The organism is Sphingomonas arabinosi, assembly GCF_036663715.1.
Lineage (GTDB): Bacteria > Pseudomonadota > Alphaproteobacteria > Sphingomonadales > Sphingomonadaceae > Sphingomonas.
In genome coordinates this window covers 268,828-284,084 of record NZ_JAXOJN010000002.1, presented here as the reverse complement: position 1 = coordinate 284,084, position 15,257 = coordinate 268,828, and the positions used below count along the sequence as shown (strand labels likewise).

Annotated in this window: 10 protein-coding genes and 1 pseudogene; 6 read left to right on the top strand and 5 right to left on the bottom strand. The window is 65.1% G+C overall.

The window, feature by feature from the left end:
• Positions 1-77: 77 nt before the first annotated feature.
• Positions 78-1,763, top strand: a complete 1,686-nt coding sequence (locus U1708_RS04215; protein WP_332743060.1) for a long-chain-fatty-acid--CoA ligase — start codon at positions 78-80, stop codon at positions 1,761-1,763.
• Complete coding sequence (locus tag U1708_RS04210; RefSeq protein WP_332743059.1) at positions 1,760-2,149, top strand: MerR family transcriptional regulator; 390 nt, start codon at positions 1,760-1,762, stop codon at positions 2,147-2,149. The genes U1708_RS04215 and U1708_RS04210 overlap by 4 nt, the downstream gene beginning before the upstream one ends.
• A gap of 154 nt (positions 2,150-2,303) precedes the next feature.
• On the opposite strand, the gene U1708_RS04205 is transcribed toward U1708_RS04210, so the two are convergent.
• Complete coding sequence (locus U1708_RS04205; protein WP_332743057.1) at positions 2,304-4,781, bottom strand: PhoX family protein; 2,478 nt, start codon at positions 4,779-4,781, stop codon at positions 2,304-2,306.
• 49 nt (positions 4,782-4,830) lie between these two features.
• Complete coding sequence (locus U1708_RS04200) at positions 4,831-7,218, bottom strand: TonB-dependent receptor (RefSeq protein ID WP_332743055.1); 2,388 nt, start codon at positions 7,216-7,218, stop codon at positions 4,831-4,833.
• Positions 7,219-7,388: 170 nt separating this feature from the next.
• Between U1708_RS04200 and U1708_RS04195 the strand changes: the two genes are divergently transcribed.
• From U1708_RS04195 to U1708_RS04185, 3 genes are all read left to right on the top strand, one after another.
• Entirely contained in the window at positions 7,389-9,068 is a 1,680-nt protein-coding gene (locus tag U1708_RS04195; RefSeq protein WP_332743053.1) for an alkaline phosphatase D family protein, read from the top strand.
• Between the two features lie 196 nt (positions 9,069-9,264).
• A complete protein-coding gene (locus U1708_RS04190) occupies positions 9,265-9,549 on the top strand; it encodes a gamma-glutamyl-gamma-aminobutyrate hydrolase family protein (protein ID WP_332743051.1) in 285 nt (94 codons plus the stop codon).
• Positions 9,550-9,646: 97 nt separating this feature from the next.
• Positions 9,647-12,127, top strand: coding sequence for a TonB-dependent receptor plug domain-containing protein (locus U1708_RS04185; RefSeq protein WP_332743049.1), 2,481 nt, complete (start codon positions 9,647-9,649; stop codon positions 12,125-12,127).
• A gap of 201 nt (positions 12,128-12,328) precedes the next feature.
• Here U1708_RS04185 and U1708_RS04180 read toward each other — a convergent pair whose 3' ends face one another.
• From U1708_RS04180 to U1708_RS04170, 3 genes and pseudogenes are all read right to left on the bottom strand, one after another.
• Entirely contained in the window at positions 12,329-12,913 is a 585-nt protein-coding gene (locus U1708_RS04180; RefSeq protein WP_332743046.1) for a DedA family protein, read from the bottom strand.
• 63 nt (positions 12,914-12,976) lie between these two features.
• Positions 12,977-13,117: pseudogene (locus U1708_RS04175) on the bottom strand (DUF1993 family protein); the annotation flags it as partial.
• Between the two features lie 11 nt (positions 13,118-13,128).
• Positions 13,129-13,632, bottom strand: a complete 504-nt coding sequence (locus tag U1708_RS04170) for a DNA-deoxyinosine glycosylase (protein WP_332743044.1) — start codon at positions 13,630-13,632, stop codon at positions 13,129-13,131.
• 80 nt (positions 13,633-13,712) lie between these two features.
• On the opposite strand from U1708_RS04170, the gene U1708_RS04165 reads away from it, so the two are divergent.
• A complete protein-coding gene (locus U1708_RS04165) occupies positions 13,713-15,257 on the top strand; it encodes an ATPase domain-containing protein (protein WP_332743042.1) in 1,545 nt (514 codons plus the stop codon).

Below are 15,257 nucleotides of genomic sequence, written 5' to 3'. Positions count from 1 at the left end.
GGTGCGATACCTCACCTTTACGTCAAGGTGAAGCGGCCGACAATATGGCTTACGCACACCAAGTAATGGAGAGCGAGATGCAGGACACTTCCGGGGGCAAAGCGATCGGCATGCCATTGCTAGGCGAGCCGCGGCTGCTGGGCGACATGCTCGACACGTCGGTGCGCCGGTTCGGATCGCGCAACGTGCTCGACTTCATGGGCCGGACGCTGACCTATGCCGAACTTGGCGAGTCGGTCGGGCGGGCGGCGAAGGGGCTCCAGGACCTCGGCGTCGTGAAGGGGACCCGGGTAGCACTGTGCCTGCCGAACACGCCCTATTACCCGATCCTGTTCTTCGCGATCCTCAAGGCCGGCGGCATCGTCGTCAACGTCAACCCACTCTATGTCGAGCGCGAACTGGCGCATCTGCTCGAGGATTCGGGCGCGACGATCATCGCCACCTGCGACATATCGGAAATCCATGCGCGCGTCCTCAAGGTCGCAGGGCAGATGGGCGTCAAGCATGTCATCACCTGCCCGATCGCCGGCGCGCTGCCGACATTGAAGTCGATCGCCTACCGCATTTTCAAGCGCGCCGAGATCGGTCACGCGCCCAGCGATGCGCGCCATTGCACGTTCGACTCGCTGTTGAAGGGAAAGGGCGCGCCTGCTGCTGTCGTCGTATCCCCGGACGAGGTTGCGGTGCTGCAATATACCGGCGGCACCACCGGCGAACCCAAGGCGGCGATGCTCAGCCACGCCAATCTGGTCGCGAACGCCGATGCGATGGTGATGTTCGTCGGTGGCGAACAGCCGCATCAGGACCGCGTGCTCGGCGCGCTGCCGCTGTTCCACGTCTTCGCGCTGACCACGGTGCTGACCTATTCGATCCGCACCGGCGCCGAGATGATCCTGCTACCGCGCTTCGAATTGCAGCAATTGCTCAAGACGATCGACCGGACCAAGCCGAGCTATTTCCCCGCGGTGCCGACGATCTACGCGGCAATCACGACGGCCGCCGAAACGCAGAAGATCGACCTGTCCTCGATCCACGCGTGTATCTCGGGCGGCGCACCGCTTCCCGCCGAGGTCCGTGTTGCGTTCGAGACGGCGACCGGCGCCAAGCTGGTCGAAGGTTACGGCCTGTCCGAAGCCTCGCCCATTATCACCTGCAACCCGATTGACGGCCTGAACAAGCCGGGCTCGGCGGGTTTGCCGTTCCCCGGCACGACGATCGAGATCCGCGACCGCGAGGACCCGACGCGGCTGCTGCCGATCGGCGAGAATGGCGAGATCTGCGCGCGTGGGCCTCAGGTCACGCAGGGCTATTGGCACAAGCCTACCGCCACAGCGGAACTGTTCGTCGATGGCGCGCTGCGGACCGGCGACGTCGGGCATCTCGACGAAGACGGCTATCTGTTCATCGTCGACCGGATCAAGGATTTGATCCTCGCCGGCGGCTACAACGTCTATCCGCGCGTGATCGAGGAAGCGCTGTACGAACACCCCGCGGTGCTCGAAGCGGTGGTGATCGGCGTCCCCGACAAATACCGTGGCCAAGCCCCCAAGGCGTTCGTCGTGCTGGCCGAAGGCGCGGTCGCTACCCCGCTCGAACTGCGCGATTTTCTCCGCGACAAGATCAGCAAGATCGAGCTTCCCCGCGAGGTCGAAATCCGCGACAGTCTCCCCAAGACGCTGATCGGCAAGCTATCCAAAAAGGAACTTGTCGCAGAAGAGGCCGAAAAGGCCGCAGCGGCGGAGGCGAGGGGAGTGGACGCGTGAACGACCGACATGACGATCTGACCGGCATACAGGAGGTCTCGCGCATGCTCGGCGTGAGCGCGCGGACCTTGCGATTCTACGAGGACAAGGGGCTGATCGAGCCCTGCCGGATCGGCACGACGCGGGTCTACACGCGGCGCGAGGTCGCGCGGATGCAGCTGATTTTGCGCGGGAAGCGCCTCGGGTTCACGCTGCGCGACATCGAGGAGTTCCTCGACCTCTACGACGCCGACCCGCAGCATGTGGAGCAGATGCGCGCGCTGGCGGAACGCTGTCGCCAGCGGATCGACCTGCTCGACGCACAACGCGAGGCGATCGTCCAGACGCGCGACGAACTGGAGAAGATCGAGCAGGAAGCGCTGGCTCGGATCCCCGCGGGCGACTGACCCTCTTCTTGCCCCCCTCCCTGAAAGGGAGGGGTTGGGGGTGGGTAGGCCTGCTTGGGCCCGAACCGTTGCGCAGCGCGGAGGCCGACCCACCCCCGACCCCTCCTTTCAGGGGGGGGAGGAAGATCGGCCCACTCTCACTCCTCGATTCAGCTTAAAGCCCCACCACACCGCCATCGTTCTTCGTTATCACGATCGTCGAAGACCGCGGCCGTGACGGGGTGGTCACCGTGCCAGCTTGGCTTGCAGGCCAGCTGCTGGTGATCCTGGTGGGGTCGCCGCCTTCGCCCGGATGCTGGATGTTGACGAACAGCGAGCGACCGTCCGGCGTCGAGTAGATGCCGGTGACCTCGCACTCCTTAGGCCCGACCAGGAAGCGGCGCAGCGCCGCCCCCGGTGCCTTGCCGATCCGCGTCGTCACGGATCCGGTCGCCGCGCCCACGGTGTTCGTCACCGTCCGCGTGCCGCCGTCGTTGACGATCCCCGGTACCGAGGCGAGCAGCATGCAGTTGGTGACGTCGGTGTACGCGCCGTCGTCGGTCTCGATCCACATCACCGGCGAGATCGTCCCCGAAGCATTGCTCGGCAGGCCGAACCAAAGCCCGTCGGGCGACGAGAAGTCGTTGGTCGCATCGAGCCCCGACAGGTTGATGTTGGTCGCATCCAGATCCGAGCCGGCACCGAATGCGTAGATGTCCCAGGCGAACGTCGTGGCTTCGGACGTGTCGTCCTTCTCGCGGAGGCGGATGATGTGGCCGTTAACGTTGCCGGTGCCATTCGTGCGGCCGTCCGTCCGTGGATCGACATAGGCGCGGGGGTTTGACGCGTCCGCAGTCGCAACGGTTCGCGACGTATTGTTGGTGAGCGTGCAATACATCTCACCCGTCGCGGGGTTGACCGCGGTCCACTCCGGACGGTCCATCCGCGTCGCACCCAATGCATCCGCCGCCAACCGTGTGTTGATCAACACATCGACTTGGCTCGAGAACGGATACGCCGCGTTGGCCGAGGTCAACGGCCCGACATTGTAGGTCAGCGGCAGCCACTGCCCGGTGCCATCTGCTGCGAGCTTAGCGACGTAAAGCGTTCCGGCGTCGAGATACTTATCACCGATGGCGAGACGGTTCGTTGCCGTCGCGTCCGCCGCGGACCACGGCGTGGCCGACACGAACTTGTAGATATACTCGTTCTGCGCATCGTCGCCCATGTAGAACGCCGGCTTCTTGCCGGGGATCGTGCGGCCGATTTCGCAGCCCTCATGGTTCATGCGACCCAGCGCGGTCCGCTTGCGCGGCGTCGAGGCAGGATCGAACGGGTCGATCTCGACCACCCAGCCATATTGGAAGATCTCGTTGCGAAAATCGCCCGTGCCGTCGGCAGGTGCGCCGGCCTGCGCGGTGATGTTCCAGCGCGCATAGGCGGTGTTGGCCGCGTCGGCCGGCTGGACCGTCGCCCACCCGTAGTTGCCGCCGGTGTTGCTCTCGCCCTTGCCGTAGCGCGCTAGCGAGGTGTTTGCCTTCACGCCCGCCGGGCCGCTAGCTGCGCGCCGCACGCCGTCGCCGACTTCGCGCTTGAAATACCCGACCCAGTTCTCTTCGTTCGTCAGGTACGTGTTCCAAGGCATTGTGCCATTTGCACAATTATTGATCGTGCCGCGGCCCGTGGTGGCGTCCGGCGAGTAGCGCGTCTTCAGGCTGTCGGCACCGCGCACCGGCCCCGAAAAGCTCATCGGCGTCAGCGGGGTGATGCGGCGGTTGAACGACGAGGCGGTCGTGTAGCTCCAGGCTGCGGCGCGGTTGACCTCGATCACCGAGATGCCGTGGCACTCCATCTCCTTCAGCGCTTCGGCTTCGGGGCGGACACCCGCGGTCGTTGTCGGGCCATTCGCGTGCAGATAGGCCTGTGTGATGTTCTCATGGTTGAGCACGAGCAGACCGCGCGTGTTGCCGTTCGCATCCGGCGTACCCGTGGCGGACATGCCGAAATAGCTCATGCCGTCATGATGATCGCCCGCGCGCTTCGAGAAGGTCGTGTCGGTACCGTTATTGGCGTAGGCGCCCACGCCGCTGCCGATCGGATCGCCGAGCCGGTACAACACCGTCACCGCATATCCGGCTGGGACTGCAACGACATCGGCAAGGCTCTTCGCAACGGCAGTGAAGCCAAGCGAAGCGGCACCGACGGTCACGCTGGTCGTCGCGCTGGCCGTACCGCCCGCCGATACTGCCGTGAACTGGAAGCTCAGCACCGTTCCGGCAGCGGCGCCGGGGACGACGAAGGTCGCCGTGGCAGTCGTAGCACCGGCGAGCGTGACGGCAGGGCCTGCGGTCTGCGTCCAAGTCACGCTGTCGACCTGGCCGATCGCGGCGCCGGTCAGCGTCGCGACGCGGCCGGCGGTCGAACTGCCGCCTGCGGTCGCCGTCACCGTGACGGGGCTCGATCCATTGCCTTCGTTGTCGTCGTCACACCCGGTCAGCAGCATGCCGCCGAACACGGCTGCGGCAGTCGCGGACATGCCGCCCATCAACGTCTGGCGACGCGAATAGCGCGTGTCGATCAGGTCGTTGATATGCGGGTTGGCGGTCGGGTTGGTATCGATATCGCCGTCGGTATAGATGGTTTCGAACGTCATGCTTGGTCCCCCCGGGGAGTGTTGCGTGGTGTGTAACGATGCGGGAAAGTTAGAATTTCGCGCCCAGCTCGATGCCGTAGAAGCGCGGCTCGCCGGCGATGTAGGTCGGGATACCGAAGCCCCCGCCGGTATTGCCCGCGTCGATCAGATAGCGCTTGTTGGTCGCGTTCCGGACGAACCCGCCGACGCTGTAGCGGCCCTGCGCGAACTCGAGACCGGCACGCACGTTGACCAGCGTGTAGCCCGGCGTGCTGATCGCAGGGTTGTTCGGCAGCTCGAAGAACACCTTGGTGCGGTAGTTGACGCTCGGCGTGGCATAGAGCGTCGCGCCGCCGACCGGCAGGCGAAGGATAACCCCACCCGACGCGGTCGTGTCGGGTTGAAGGCGGAACTGGTTGCCCGCGAACACGCCGTTCGCCGCTTCGTCGCCGATACCGCCGTCGATATAGGCAAACGTCCCGAATACCGAGAGATACGAGGCGAGCCGCAGATTGCCTTCGAGCTCTACGCCGAGGTTCTTCGCCGATCCGGCGCTCTGGGTAGTGGTCACGCCATTGTTCGTCACCGACACCTGGAAGCCATCATAGGTCTGGTAGAAGACCGATGCCGCGCCGCTGAACGGACCTACGCGTCCCTTGATGCCGCCTTCATAGTTCCAGACGTTCTCCTGCGGCACAACCTGCAGGTTCGGCCCGACGCCGAAAGCGGTCCGCTGTGCGGCAAGCTGGACTACCGGCGAGCGGCGTCCCTTGCTGATCGTCGCGTAGAGATTGACGGCATCGTTGAGCTTCAACAGCGCGTTGAAACGCGGCAGGATCGCCATGAAGCTCTTCTCGGCGACGAACTTGTTGCCGTTTGTGTTCATCGTGCCCAGCAGGCTCGATTGGATACCGAGCCCCGCCAGAAGCACCGAGTTCGGCTGAACCGACGAATAGCCCGACTGGCGATCCTCGATCAGGATGCGCGCGCCGGCCGTCAGCTCTAGTGCCGGCACCGGAATATAGGTCGCATCGGCAAACATCGAGTAGGTGTCGTTGTTGCCGTAGTTCGTGAACTCCGCCGCGTAAGGTATTGCGGTAGCACGACCACCGGTCAGCACTCCGGTGGCACGGGTGGCGGGGATCGTGCCGTTCGCTGCAACACACCCGGTCCCGGTCGGTATGCCGGCACCGTTCAGCGCAGTGCGGATCGGCGCGTAGGCGGCGGCGACCGAGCAGGCGAGATACGTGCCCTCTTCGGTCGCGAACGGCACGCGCTGGAAGCCGTTCTCGAAGAACGCGTTCCAGCCGACCGAGGCGCGGTACTTCGGCCCTTCGAAGGCGAACCGGCTCTCGTGGCTCCACTGGTCGCCCTTCGCGTCTTCGGCGAACTCCAGATACGCAGCCGGCCCACCATCCGCGTCGAAGATCTCGAGCGCGTCGAACCGGCGATAGCCGTTGACCGTGGTGAAGGTGATCCCCGGCGACAGGTCCGCGGTGATCGTCAGGTTCGCATCATAGACGTTGCGGTCGAGGCCCAGCTTGCGTGCGCCGAGCGCCGCTGCGCTGTACGGCGAGCCCGAGAGTTCGGCGTTACCATAGTCGCCGGTCTGGCCGCCGGTCGGGGCATGCGCGCGGCTCTTGAACGCGGTACCGGGGTTGCGCTGTCCGTCATAGGTCAGGACGAGGTCGGCGGTGATGCTGTCGCTCGGGCGATAGCGCAGCGATCCGCGGATGCCGCGCTGGTCCTGGCCGTTCAGATCGTCCTGGTCGACGCCGCCCTGGTTCTGGTTCGGGACGTTCGCGTCGCCGGCGATGTTGCGGACATAGCCGTCGCGGTATTTGTAGGCGAAGGCGATGCGGCCGGCGAGGACGTCGTTGCCGGCATTCAGGAAGCCAGACACCTGCGTCCGGTCGAAATTGCCGTACGATCCGTTGATCGCGCCCGAGAAGCCGGCTTCCGGCTTGGCCGAGATCACGCTGATCGCGCCGACCGCGGCGGCCGTGCCGAACAGCGTCGCCTGCGGGCCCTTGACCACTTCGATCCGCTCCAGATCGAACAGATCCTGATACGCTCCGCGCGAACGGCTGATGTCGATGCCGTTGTAATACAGCGTGACGCGTGCGCCCTGTTGCGACGATCCGTTGTCCGAAGTGATGCCGCGGATCACGAAGCCAGGGTTGTTCGCGCTCTGCTCCTGGACCTGGAGGCCGGGGATATACGCGGCGACTTCGGTCAGCGAATTGACGCCGATCGCGGCCATGCGCGCACCGGTCAGCGCAGTGACGGTAACGGGGACATCCTCGATCCGCTGTTCACGCTTCTGCGCGGTGACGACGATCTCGTCGTCCGATGCTGCAACGCGTGTTTCGGTCTGAGCGGTGGCTTGGGCGAGTGCCGCGGTCGAGCAGGTCGTGGCGAGCGTCGCAAGCGCGAGCCGCGTGAAGATACGTGTCATTAAGTCCCCCGTTTCGTTGCCGTCGCACTACGGGGGGGAGGTGACGTTTCGATGGCGTCTTCGTGAAAGCAAAATGACTATTCCGTAACGGCGCTGTCACATCGTTGCCGCCGCACTGTCTTCGATCGTGGCTAGCAGGCGGGCAGCACCCGTTACGAAAGTCCGACACGATGACGATCAACCGCCGCGATGCCCTGAAAAATGCTCTGAAACTGGCCGGCTCCGGCGCTACGCTCGCGCTGCCCGCGGTGGCAACGCACGCAGCGGGCGCGGCGAAAGCCCGCTTCGATCACGGCGTTGCGAGCGGCGATCCGTCAAGCGACGGCGCAATCCTCTGGACCCGCGCGACGCCGGTCGACGCCGCGCAGGCCGGCGACGTCGCGCTTACTTGGCACGTCGCGGAAACCGAAGGCGGCAAGCCTCTCCGCTCGGGCACCGTCAAGGCGCGCGCGGCACGCGACTTCACCGCCAAGGTCGAGGCGACCGGGCTCCAGCCGGGACGCGAATACCGCTATTGGTTCGACGCCGCCGACGGCACGCGCTCGCCGGTCGGCCGGTTTCGGACATTGCCGAAGGGCAAGGTCGCCGACGTCGTCATGGCCGTCGTCTCCTGCCAGCTTTACGCAGGCGGCCTGTTCAACGCCTATGATGCGATCGCCAAGCTCGACCGGCTCGACGCGGTGCTTCACCTGGGCGATTACATCTATGAATATGGCGCCGACGGGTACGGCGCGGACATCGCCAAGAAGATCGGCCGCCTGGTCGAACCGCGGCACGAGATCGTGAGCCTCGCCGACTACCGCATGCGGCACGCGCAGGTTAAGCGCGACGTCGACATGCAGGCGGCGCACGCCCGCGCCGCCTTCATCTGCGTCTGGGACGATCACGAAGTCGCCAACGACGACTGGATGCACGGCGCCGAGAACCACGACCCCAAGACCGAAGGCGACTGGGACGCGCGCAAGGCCGCCGCGATGCAGGCCTATTTCGAATGGATGCCGATCCGCGATCCCAAGCCCGGCCAGCCCTGGGCGGCGATCAACCGCAGCTTCGACTTCGGCGATCTCGCGACGCTGGTGATGGTCGAGACGCGACTGCTCGCGCGCAGTGAACAGGTAGCGGCGAAGGGCGAGGGGGTGATGCCCGCCGAGTACGCCCCGATGATGGCAGAACGTGCGCGCACCGACCGCGAACTGCTCGGCCCCGCGCAGCTGGCGTGGGTCGAGAAGACGATGGCGGCGTCGGTCGCGGCGGGGAAGCCGTGGCAGGTGCTCGGCAATCAGGTGGTCATGGCGAAGGTTGCCGGGCCCGATCTGGAACGTCAGCTCGGCCCGGTCAAATTCGCCGCGACGATGGCGAAGCTACCCGCGATGTGGCGGGACCGGTTGAGCGCCGCGATGGCCTCGTACCGCGCCGGCCTCCCGTTCAACTTCGATAGCTGGGACGGCTATCCGGCCGCACGCGAGCGACTGTACGCGGCGTTCCGTCGCGCCAAGTCGCGGCCGATCGTGCTCTCGGGCGACAGCCACGCCGCCTGGGCGAACGACTTGCACGATGCGTCCGGCGCGTTGGTCGCCGTCGAGTTCGGCTGTACCGGTATTTCCAGCCCATCCTACGGTTCGTTACTCCCCGGGATCGGTTCGTTGATCGCGGATGCCAACAAGGGTGAGGTCCGCTTCTGCGATCAGGACGGCAAGGGGTTTACGCTGCTGACGCTGACCCCGGACCACGCCACTGCGGACTCGGTGACGGTATCGACGATCCTGGCTAAGCCGTACACGCAGGCCACTGCGGCGCGTTTCCGTGCGATCGCCGGCCAACCGAACCGCCCGCTGGACCGTATAGCCTGACCTGCGAGCCAGTCGGCGGCTGCAAACCGCCGGCTGGTTCGTCGAACGCGTCGCGGCTGACGCGTTCGGCCCGCCTAAAGAGTGCGGGGCCATTCGGGCTCGGTCATTGACTCGCGCACCGCAAATCAAAGTTTTGCAACCGGAAAGCTCAATCGCCTTTATATCCTACCGAGTCCGGGGATATTCATCTCACCGAATGGAGGTGAGGATGCAGCGACACTGTTCGAAACCGGTGGTTGAATGCCCTGGCGTGGTCCTCGCAGCCGCGATTGCCGAGCCCAGCGTCTCGGTCCCGTCGGTCCACCGCCAGGGTATCGATCGGCTGGCGGAGGGGCTCAGCGTCGAGGCGCATGCGGTTTCGGACGGCTGGTCGAGGCGTTCTCTGTGCGTCCATGCGGCGGCGATGTGCTGGCGGTGCAATGGCATCCCGAATGGGACGTTGCAGCCAGCGCATCCAGCCGCGCATTCTTTTCACTTATAGGCCAGTCGCTTGGGACCTATCGGGACCGATGACTGCGGTCGCTCGTTTGGCTCGCACGGAGATCGTCGCAGAACGATCCACTAACAGGGACATTATCATGACTGCCTACCGTACCGCGTTGACGCTCGCTGCCTCGACCCTCGCCTTTGCCAGCGCGCAGGCTGCTCATGCGCAGGACGTTCCGACGCAATCGGCGACCGCGCCCGCTGCGGAACCTGCCGCAGACCCCGCAGCGGCGCCCGACACGGGGGACGATATCATCGTCACGGGAACCCGCGCCGTTGGTCGGTCGCGGCTCGACAGCGCATCGCCGGTCGACGTGCTGAGCTCGGCGGCGATCCAGCGCCAGGGGACGACCGAACTGGGTGCGGCGCTGTCGGCGATCGTGCCGTCGATCGACTTCCCGCGGCCGTCCGCCGTCGACGGCACCGACGCGATCCGTCCGGCGACGTTGCGCGGCCTTTCGCCCGACCAGACGCTGGTGCTGGTCAACGGCGTGCGCGGGCATACCGCGGCGCTGCTCAACGTTGGTGGGTCGGTCGGGCGCGGCTCGGCGGCGGTCGATCTGAATACGATACCGACCGTCGCACTCGACCGCATCGAAGTGCTGCGTGACGGCGCGTCCGCGCAATATGGCTCGGATGCGATCGCCGGCGTCGTCAACCTCCGCCTGCGCGAGGCTCGGTCGGGCGGCGGCATGACGGTCAATTACGGCTTCTACAATACCGACATCGACACCGCGCGAGGCAGCCGCAGCACGAACGGCGAGCATGCGCTGACCGTATCCGGCTGGCAGGGCATCGGCTTTGGTGAGGATGGCTTCCTGACCGTCTCGGGTGAGTATCTCGATCGTCAGGCGACCAACCGCGCCGACTTCGACACGCGCCCGCTGTTCAACGCGCCCGCGACGCCGAAGCGCGTGACCGGCCAGTTCGGCGATCCCAAGGTCGAGCAGTACAGCATCTTCGCCAATGCCGGCACGACGTTGACGGGCACATGGAAGCTGTATGGCTGGCTCGGCTATCAGGACCGCGACACGCGTAGCGCCGCGTTCCCGCGCCTGCCGCTGGATGCGACCTCAGCAACGCGGCTGACGCTCGCAGGTGTGCGGGACGGGTTCCTGCCGCTGATCAATACCAAGTCGCGCGACATCAACTCGGCGATCGGCATCAAGGGCGAGGTCGCCGACTGGAACGTCGACCTGAACGCAAGCTATGGCCGCAACAAGATCGGGTTCCGCACGCTGAATTCCGCCAACTACGCCTATGGCAGCGCGACGCCGAGGGACTTTTCCGACGGTGCGCTCATCTACGACCAGTACATCGTCGGCCTCGACGTCGATCGCAAATTCGATCTTCTCCAGGGCGTGAACGTCGCATTCGGACTCGAAGGCCGCCGCGAAGGGTTCAAGATCGAGCCGGGCGAACAGGCATCCTACGGCTATCCGAGCGCCGGCGCGGTTACCGGCGGCGCGCTGCTGACGGCACCACCAGGCGCACAGGGCTTTGGCGGGTTCTCGCCCGACAACGCGATCGAGCGCAGCCGCCGCAACGGCAGCATCTATCTCGATATCGAGGCGCAGGTGACCGACAAGCTGCTGCTCGGCCTGGCCGGTCGCGGTGAGGATTACTCCGATTTCGGCTCGACCGGCACCGGCAAGATCTCCGCACGCTACGATTTCGCGCGCTGGTTCGCACTACGTGCAACCGCATCGACCGGCTTCCGCGCGCCGGCGCTGCAACAGCAGTATTTCACATCGGTCGCGAGCGTCGTGCAGGACGGCGTGCCGATCCTCACGGGCACGTATCCGTCGGTATCCCCGGTCGCAGCCGCGCTCGGTGGCCTGCCGTTGGAGCCCGAGAAGTCGACCAACCTGTCGGTCGGCACCGTGATCCGCGCGGGCGGGTTCGATCTGACCGTCGACGCCTATCGCATCCGGATTCGCAACCAGATCGGCCTGTCGGAGAACCTTGCCGGAGCAGGCAATCCGCAGGTCGCGGCCCTGCTCGCACCGTTCAACGTCAGTGCGGCACGGTTCTTCATCAACGGGATCGCCTCGACCACCAAGGGCATTGACGCGGTCGCGCATTACCGCCTGCCGACCGATGCGGCGGGCATTTTCGACCTGACGATCGCCGGCAACGTCAACGACGTGAACGTGACGCGTGTGCCGACCTCGACCTCGACGCTAAGCCCGGCACCCACGCTGTTCGCCCGCAATCGCATCGAGTCGCTGGAGAATGGTACGCCGGGTGAGAAGGTGACCGGTTCGATCGACTGGTCGCTCGACCAGCTCGGCGCGCTGGCCCGCGTGACCTATTACGGCGACGTCAATCAGCCCGGCACCACCGCGGCCGGCGACGTACACAGCGGCAAGCACCTGATTACCGATCTTGAACTCCGCTATCAGGCGAAGAAGGGCGCGCAGATCGGGCTCGGCGTCAGCAACCTGTTCGACGTCTACCCCGACGCGACGAGCATCGCCAACAACACGACCGGGGTCATCGGTTACCCGTATTACTCGCCGTTCGGGTTCAACGGGCGCTACGTCTACGCACGTGCCGGCCTGACCTGGTGATCAAGTTATAGTCGGACGGCGCAAATTATACTCTGTTCGCCGAACATCGCGGATATCTCTATTCCCATCCGGTGAATGGGTATTACAAAGGGGCAACGTCGAGGCGAAGTGAAGCTCCCTAGACGGAACCTCGTGGTCCAGCGGAGCCCCTCTGCTGGACCACTACTTGCGCGGCCCACGTCTCCAAGTATCGAATGGCATTCATCCAGTCTTTGTTGCGGCATTCGAGCGACGTCCCCGCCAATAGCGGATCGCCGTCATCACGACCGCAACGACGATCGCTAGGACCACGACGCCCGCCAGCTTATGCTTCGGCATGATGCTGTGGACCGCCTCAAGCAGCGCGTCGCCGAACAGGTAACCGATGCCCGTGAACATCACGCCCCAGATCGCCGCCGAGACCGCGTTGAGCACCATGAAGGTGCGTGCGGGGACGTTCGACGTGCCGATCGCTATCGGGCTGATCGTGCGCAAGCCATAGAGGAAGCGGAAGCCGAGGATGAAAATCGTAGGATGCCGCTCCAGCGTATCGAGTGCCTTGGCGAACGCCGGCTTGGCAGCGATCCTGCGAACGCGGGCGGTATCGCGGTAACGGCGTCCGGCAAGGAAGAAGAGCTGGTCCGCGGCAAACGATCCGGCGACCGCCGCCGCAGCGCTGCCCCAGAGCGGCAGCAATTGCTGATGCGCCAACACGCCACCGGTCACGACGGCGGTTTCACCCTCGATCCCCGCACCCAGGAATATCGCGGCGAGGCCGTATTGGGCGATAAGCGTTTCGATCGACATCGCCTGGTCTTGCCGGAGCGCAGAGGCGTCCGCCAGTACCGTTATCCAGTACCCTACAGGTGTTTACCGACCGAGATAGTCCATCTTGCCGATCGGGACGCCGCGCATCCGCAGCGGCACGTAAGCCGTCGTGACGTGGAAGTAGAAATTCGGGAGCACGAACCCGACCACATAGCTCTGTCCGGTAATGTCGAACGTCTGGCGAAGGCCTACGATCAGGTCGGGTCGAGCAGGAACGCCGCGAGTTGGTTCCAGGCGGGTTGCTTTGCCGCCAAGCCCACCGTGTGAAGCGGGCTACTGGACGGGAGAGCGATGATCGCCGGTCCGTCGTAACCCGGTCCGAGCAGCTTCAGGCCCTGCTTGAGCGCGGTGCCGCCGTTGAAGGCGACCGCTCGCAGCTTCGGCAACTGCGCTACGAGCGCCGCGATGTCGTTGCCTTGGGGGTCGACGATCGCCGCATCGCTGCTCCCCGCCCGCCGGGCCGAGCCGATAACGTCCCACAGCGCCACGCCGCTCGCCCGCAATGCCGCCAGCCGATCTACATAGTCCAGCGCAACGAGATCCCGGCCGACGACCGGCGACATCAGATGCCAGAACTGGTTCTGGGGATGCGCGTAATACCGCTGTGCTGCCAGCGACCGGTCCCCGGGCAAACTGCCGAGCACCAGGATACGCGCATCGGGACCCATAATTGGCGGAAAGGAATGCTTGAGCGACATTAAGTTCTCTCGGCGTCGAATGACCACAAGGCTATGCGATCCGACGGTTATAACCTAGGACCGGCACGATTGATCGCACCATGCGCGGGACGATCACGGGAAGGACTGCCGACTTGGCACTAGACGGACATCTACCGGCACTCGCACGGACCGGTATCGACGGGCTCGACGACATTCTGAACGGAGGACTGACGCCGGACCGGATGTACCTGATCGAGGGAACGCCGGGTACGGGCAAGACCACACTGGGGCTCGGTTTCCTCCTGGCCGGTGCTTCGGTGGGTGAGGCCGGGCTGTATATCACGCTCGCCGAGACCGAGGTCGAACTTCGCGCGGTGGCGCAGACTCACGGCTGGTCGCTGGACTCGCTGTCGTTGTTCGAAATGGTACCCGCCGACGGCTTTGGCGAAGATCACGAACAGACGTTGCTGCACCCGAGCGAGGTCGAGCTGGGCGAGACGATCCGCGACGTGATGGCCAAGGTCGACGAGCTTCGCCCGAAGCGCGTGGTGATCGACAGCCTGTCCGAGTTGCGCCTGCTCGCGCAGAGCCCGATCCGCTATCGGCGCCAGATCCTGGCGCTCAAGCACTTCTTCTCGACGCGCGCCTGCACCGTGTTGTTTCTCGATGACAAGAGCGGCTCGGGCAGTGACCTCCAGTTGCACAGCATCGCGCACGGCGTCGTCTCGCTGGAACAGACCTTGTCCGGGTTCGGTGCGCAACGCCGTCGCCTTCACGTCGTGAAGATGCGCGGCGTGCGGTATCGCGGCGGCTATCACGACTTCGAGATCGAGCGCGGTGGCCTTTGCGTGTATCCGCGCCTCATCGCGTCCGAGCACGTGATGAAATATTCGGACGATGCCGTGTCGACCGGTTCGATCGAACTCGACGCGCTGTTGGGTGGTGGCCTGATCCCCGGCACTGCCACGTTGCTGACCGGCCCCGCCGGCGTCGGCAAGACCACCGCGTCGGTCCAGTCGATGATCGCAGCGTTGAAGCGAGGCGAGCGGGCCGCGTATTTCCTGTTCGACGAGCGTCTGCCCACGCTGCTGAAGCGTAGCGCGTCGCTCGGCATGGACCTGATGCCGTTCGTCGAGAACGGACAGCTAGAACTGCGGGCGATCGATCCGGCCGAGATGTCGCCGGGGGAATTCTCGGGTGCGGTGCGCGCGGCGGTCGAACGGCACGGCGCGAAGATCGTCGTGATCGACAGCCTCAACGCCTACCTCCAGGCGATGCCGAACGAGCAGTTCCTGATCCTCCAGATGCACGAGATGCTGACGTATCTGGGCCAGAAGGGGATCGTCAGCCTGCTGATCCTCGGCCTGCACGGGATCACCGGCGACGTTCGGTCCGACGTCGATCTCAGCTATCTGTCCGATACGATCGTCCAGCTCCGCTATTTCGAAGCGCATGGAGAGGTGCGCCAGGCGATTTCGGTCATCAAGACCCGTACCGCACGGCACGAACGCACGATCCGGGAGTTTCAGATCGGTAGCAACGGATTGCTGGTCGGCGAGCCCCTGCGCGAATTCCAAGGCGTGCTGACCGGGGTCCCGACATTCTCGGGCGAAGGAAAGACGTTGATGGCCAGCCGGATGGGAATACGGGACATTCGCGGCTGA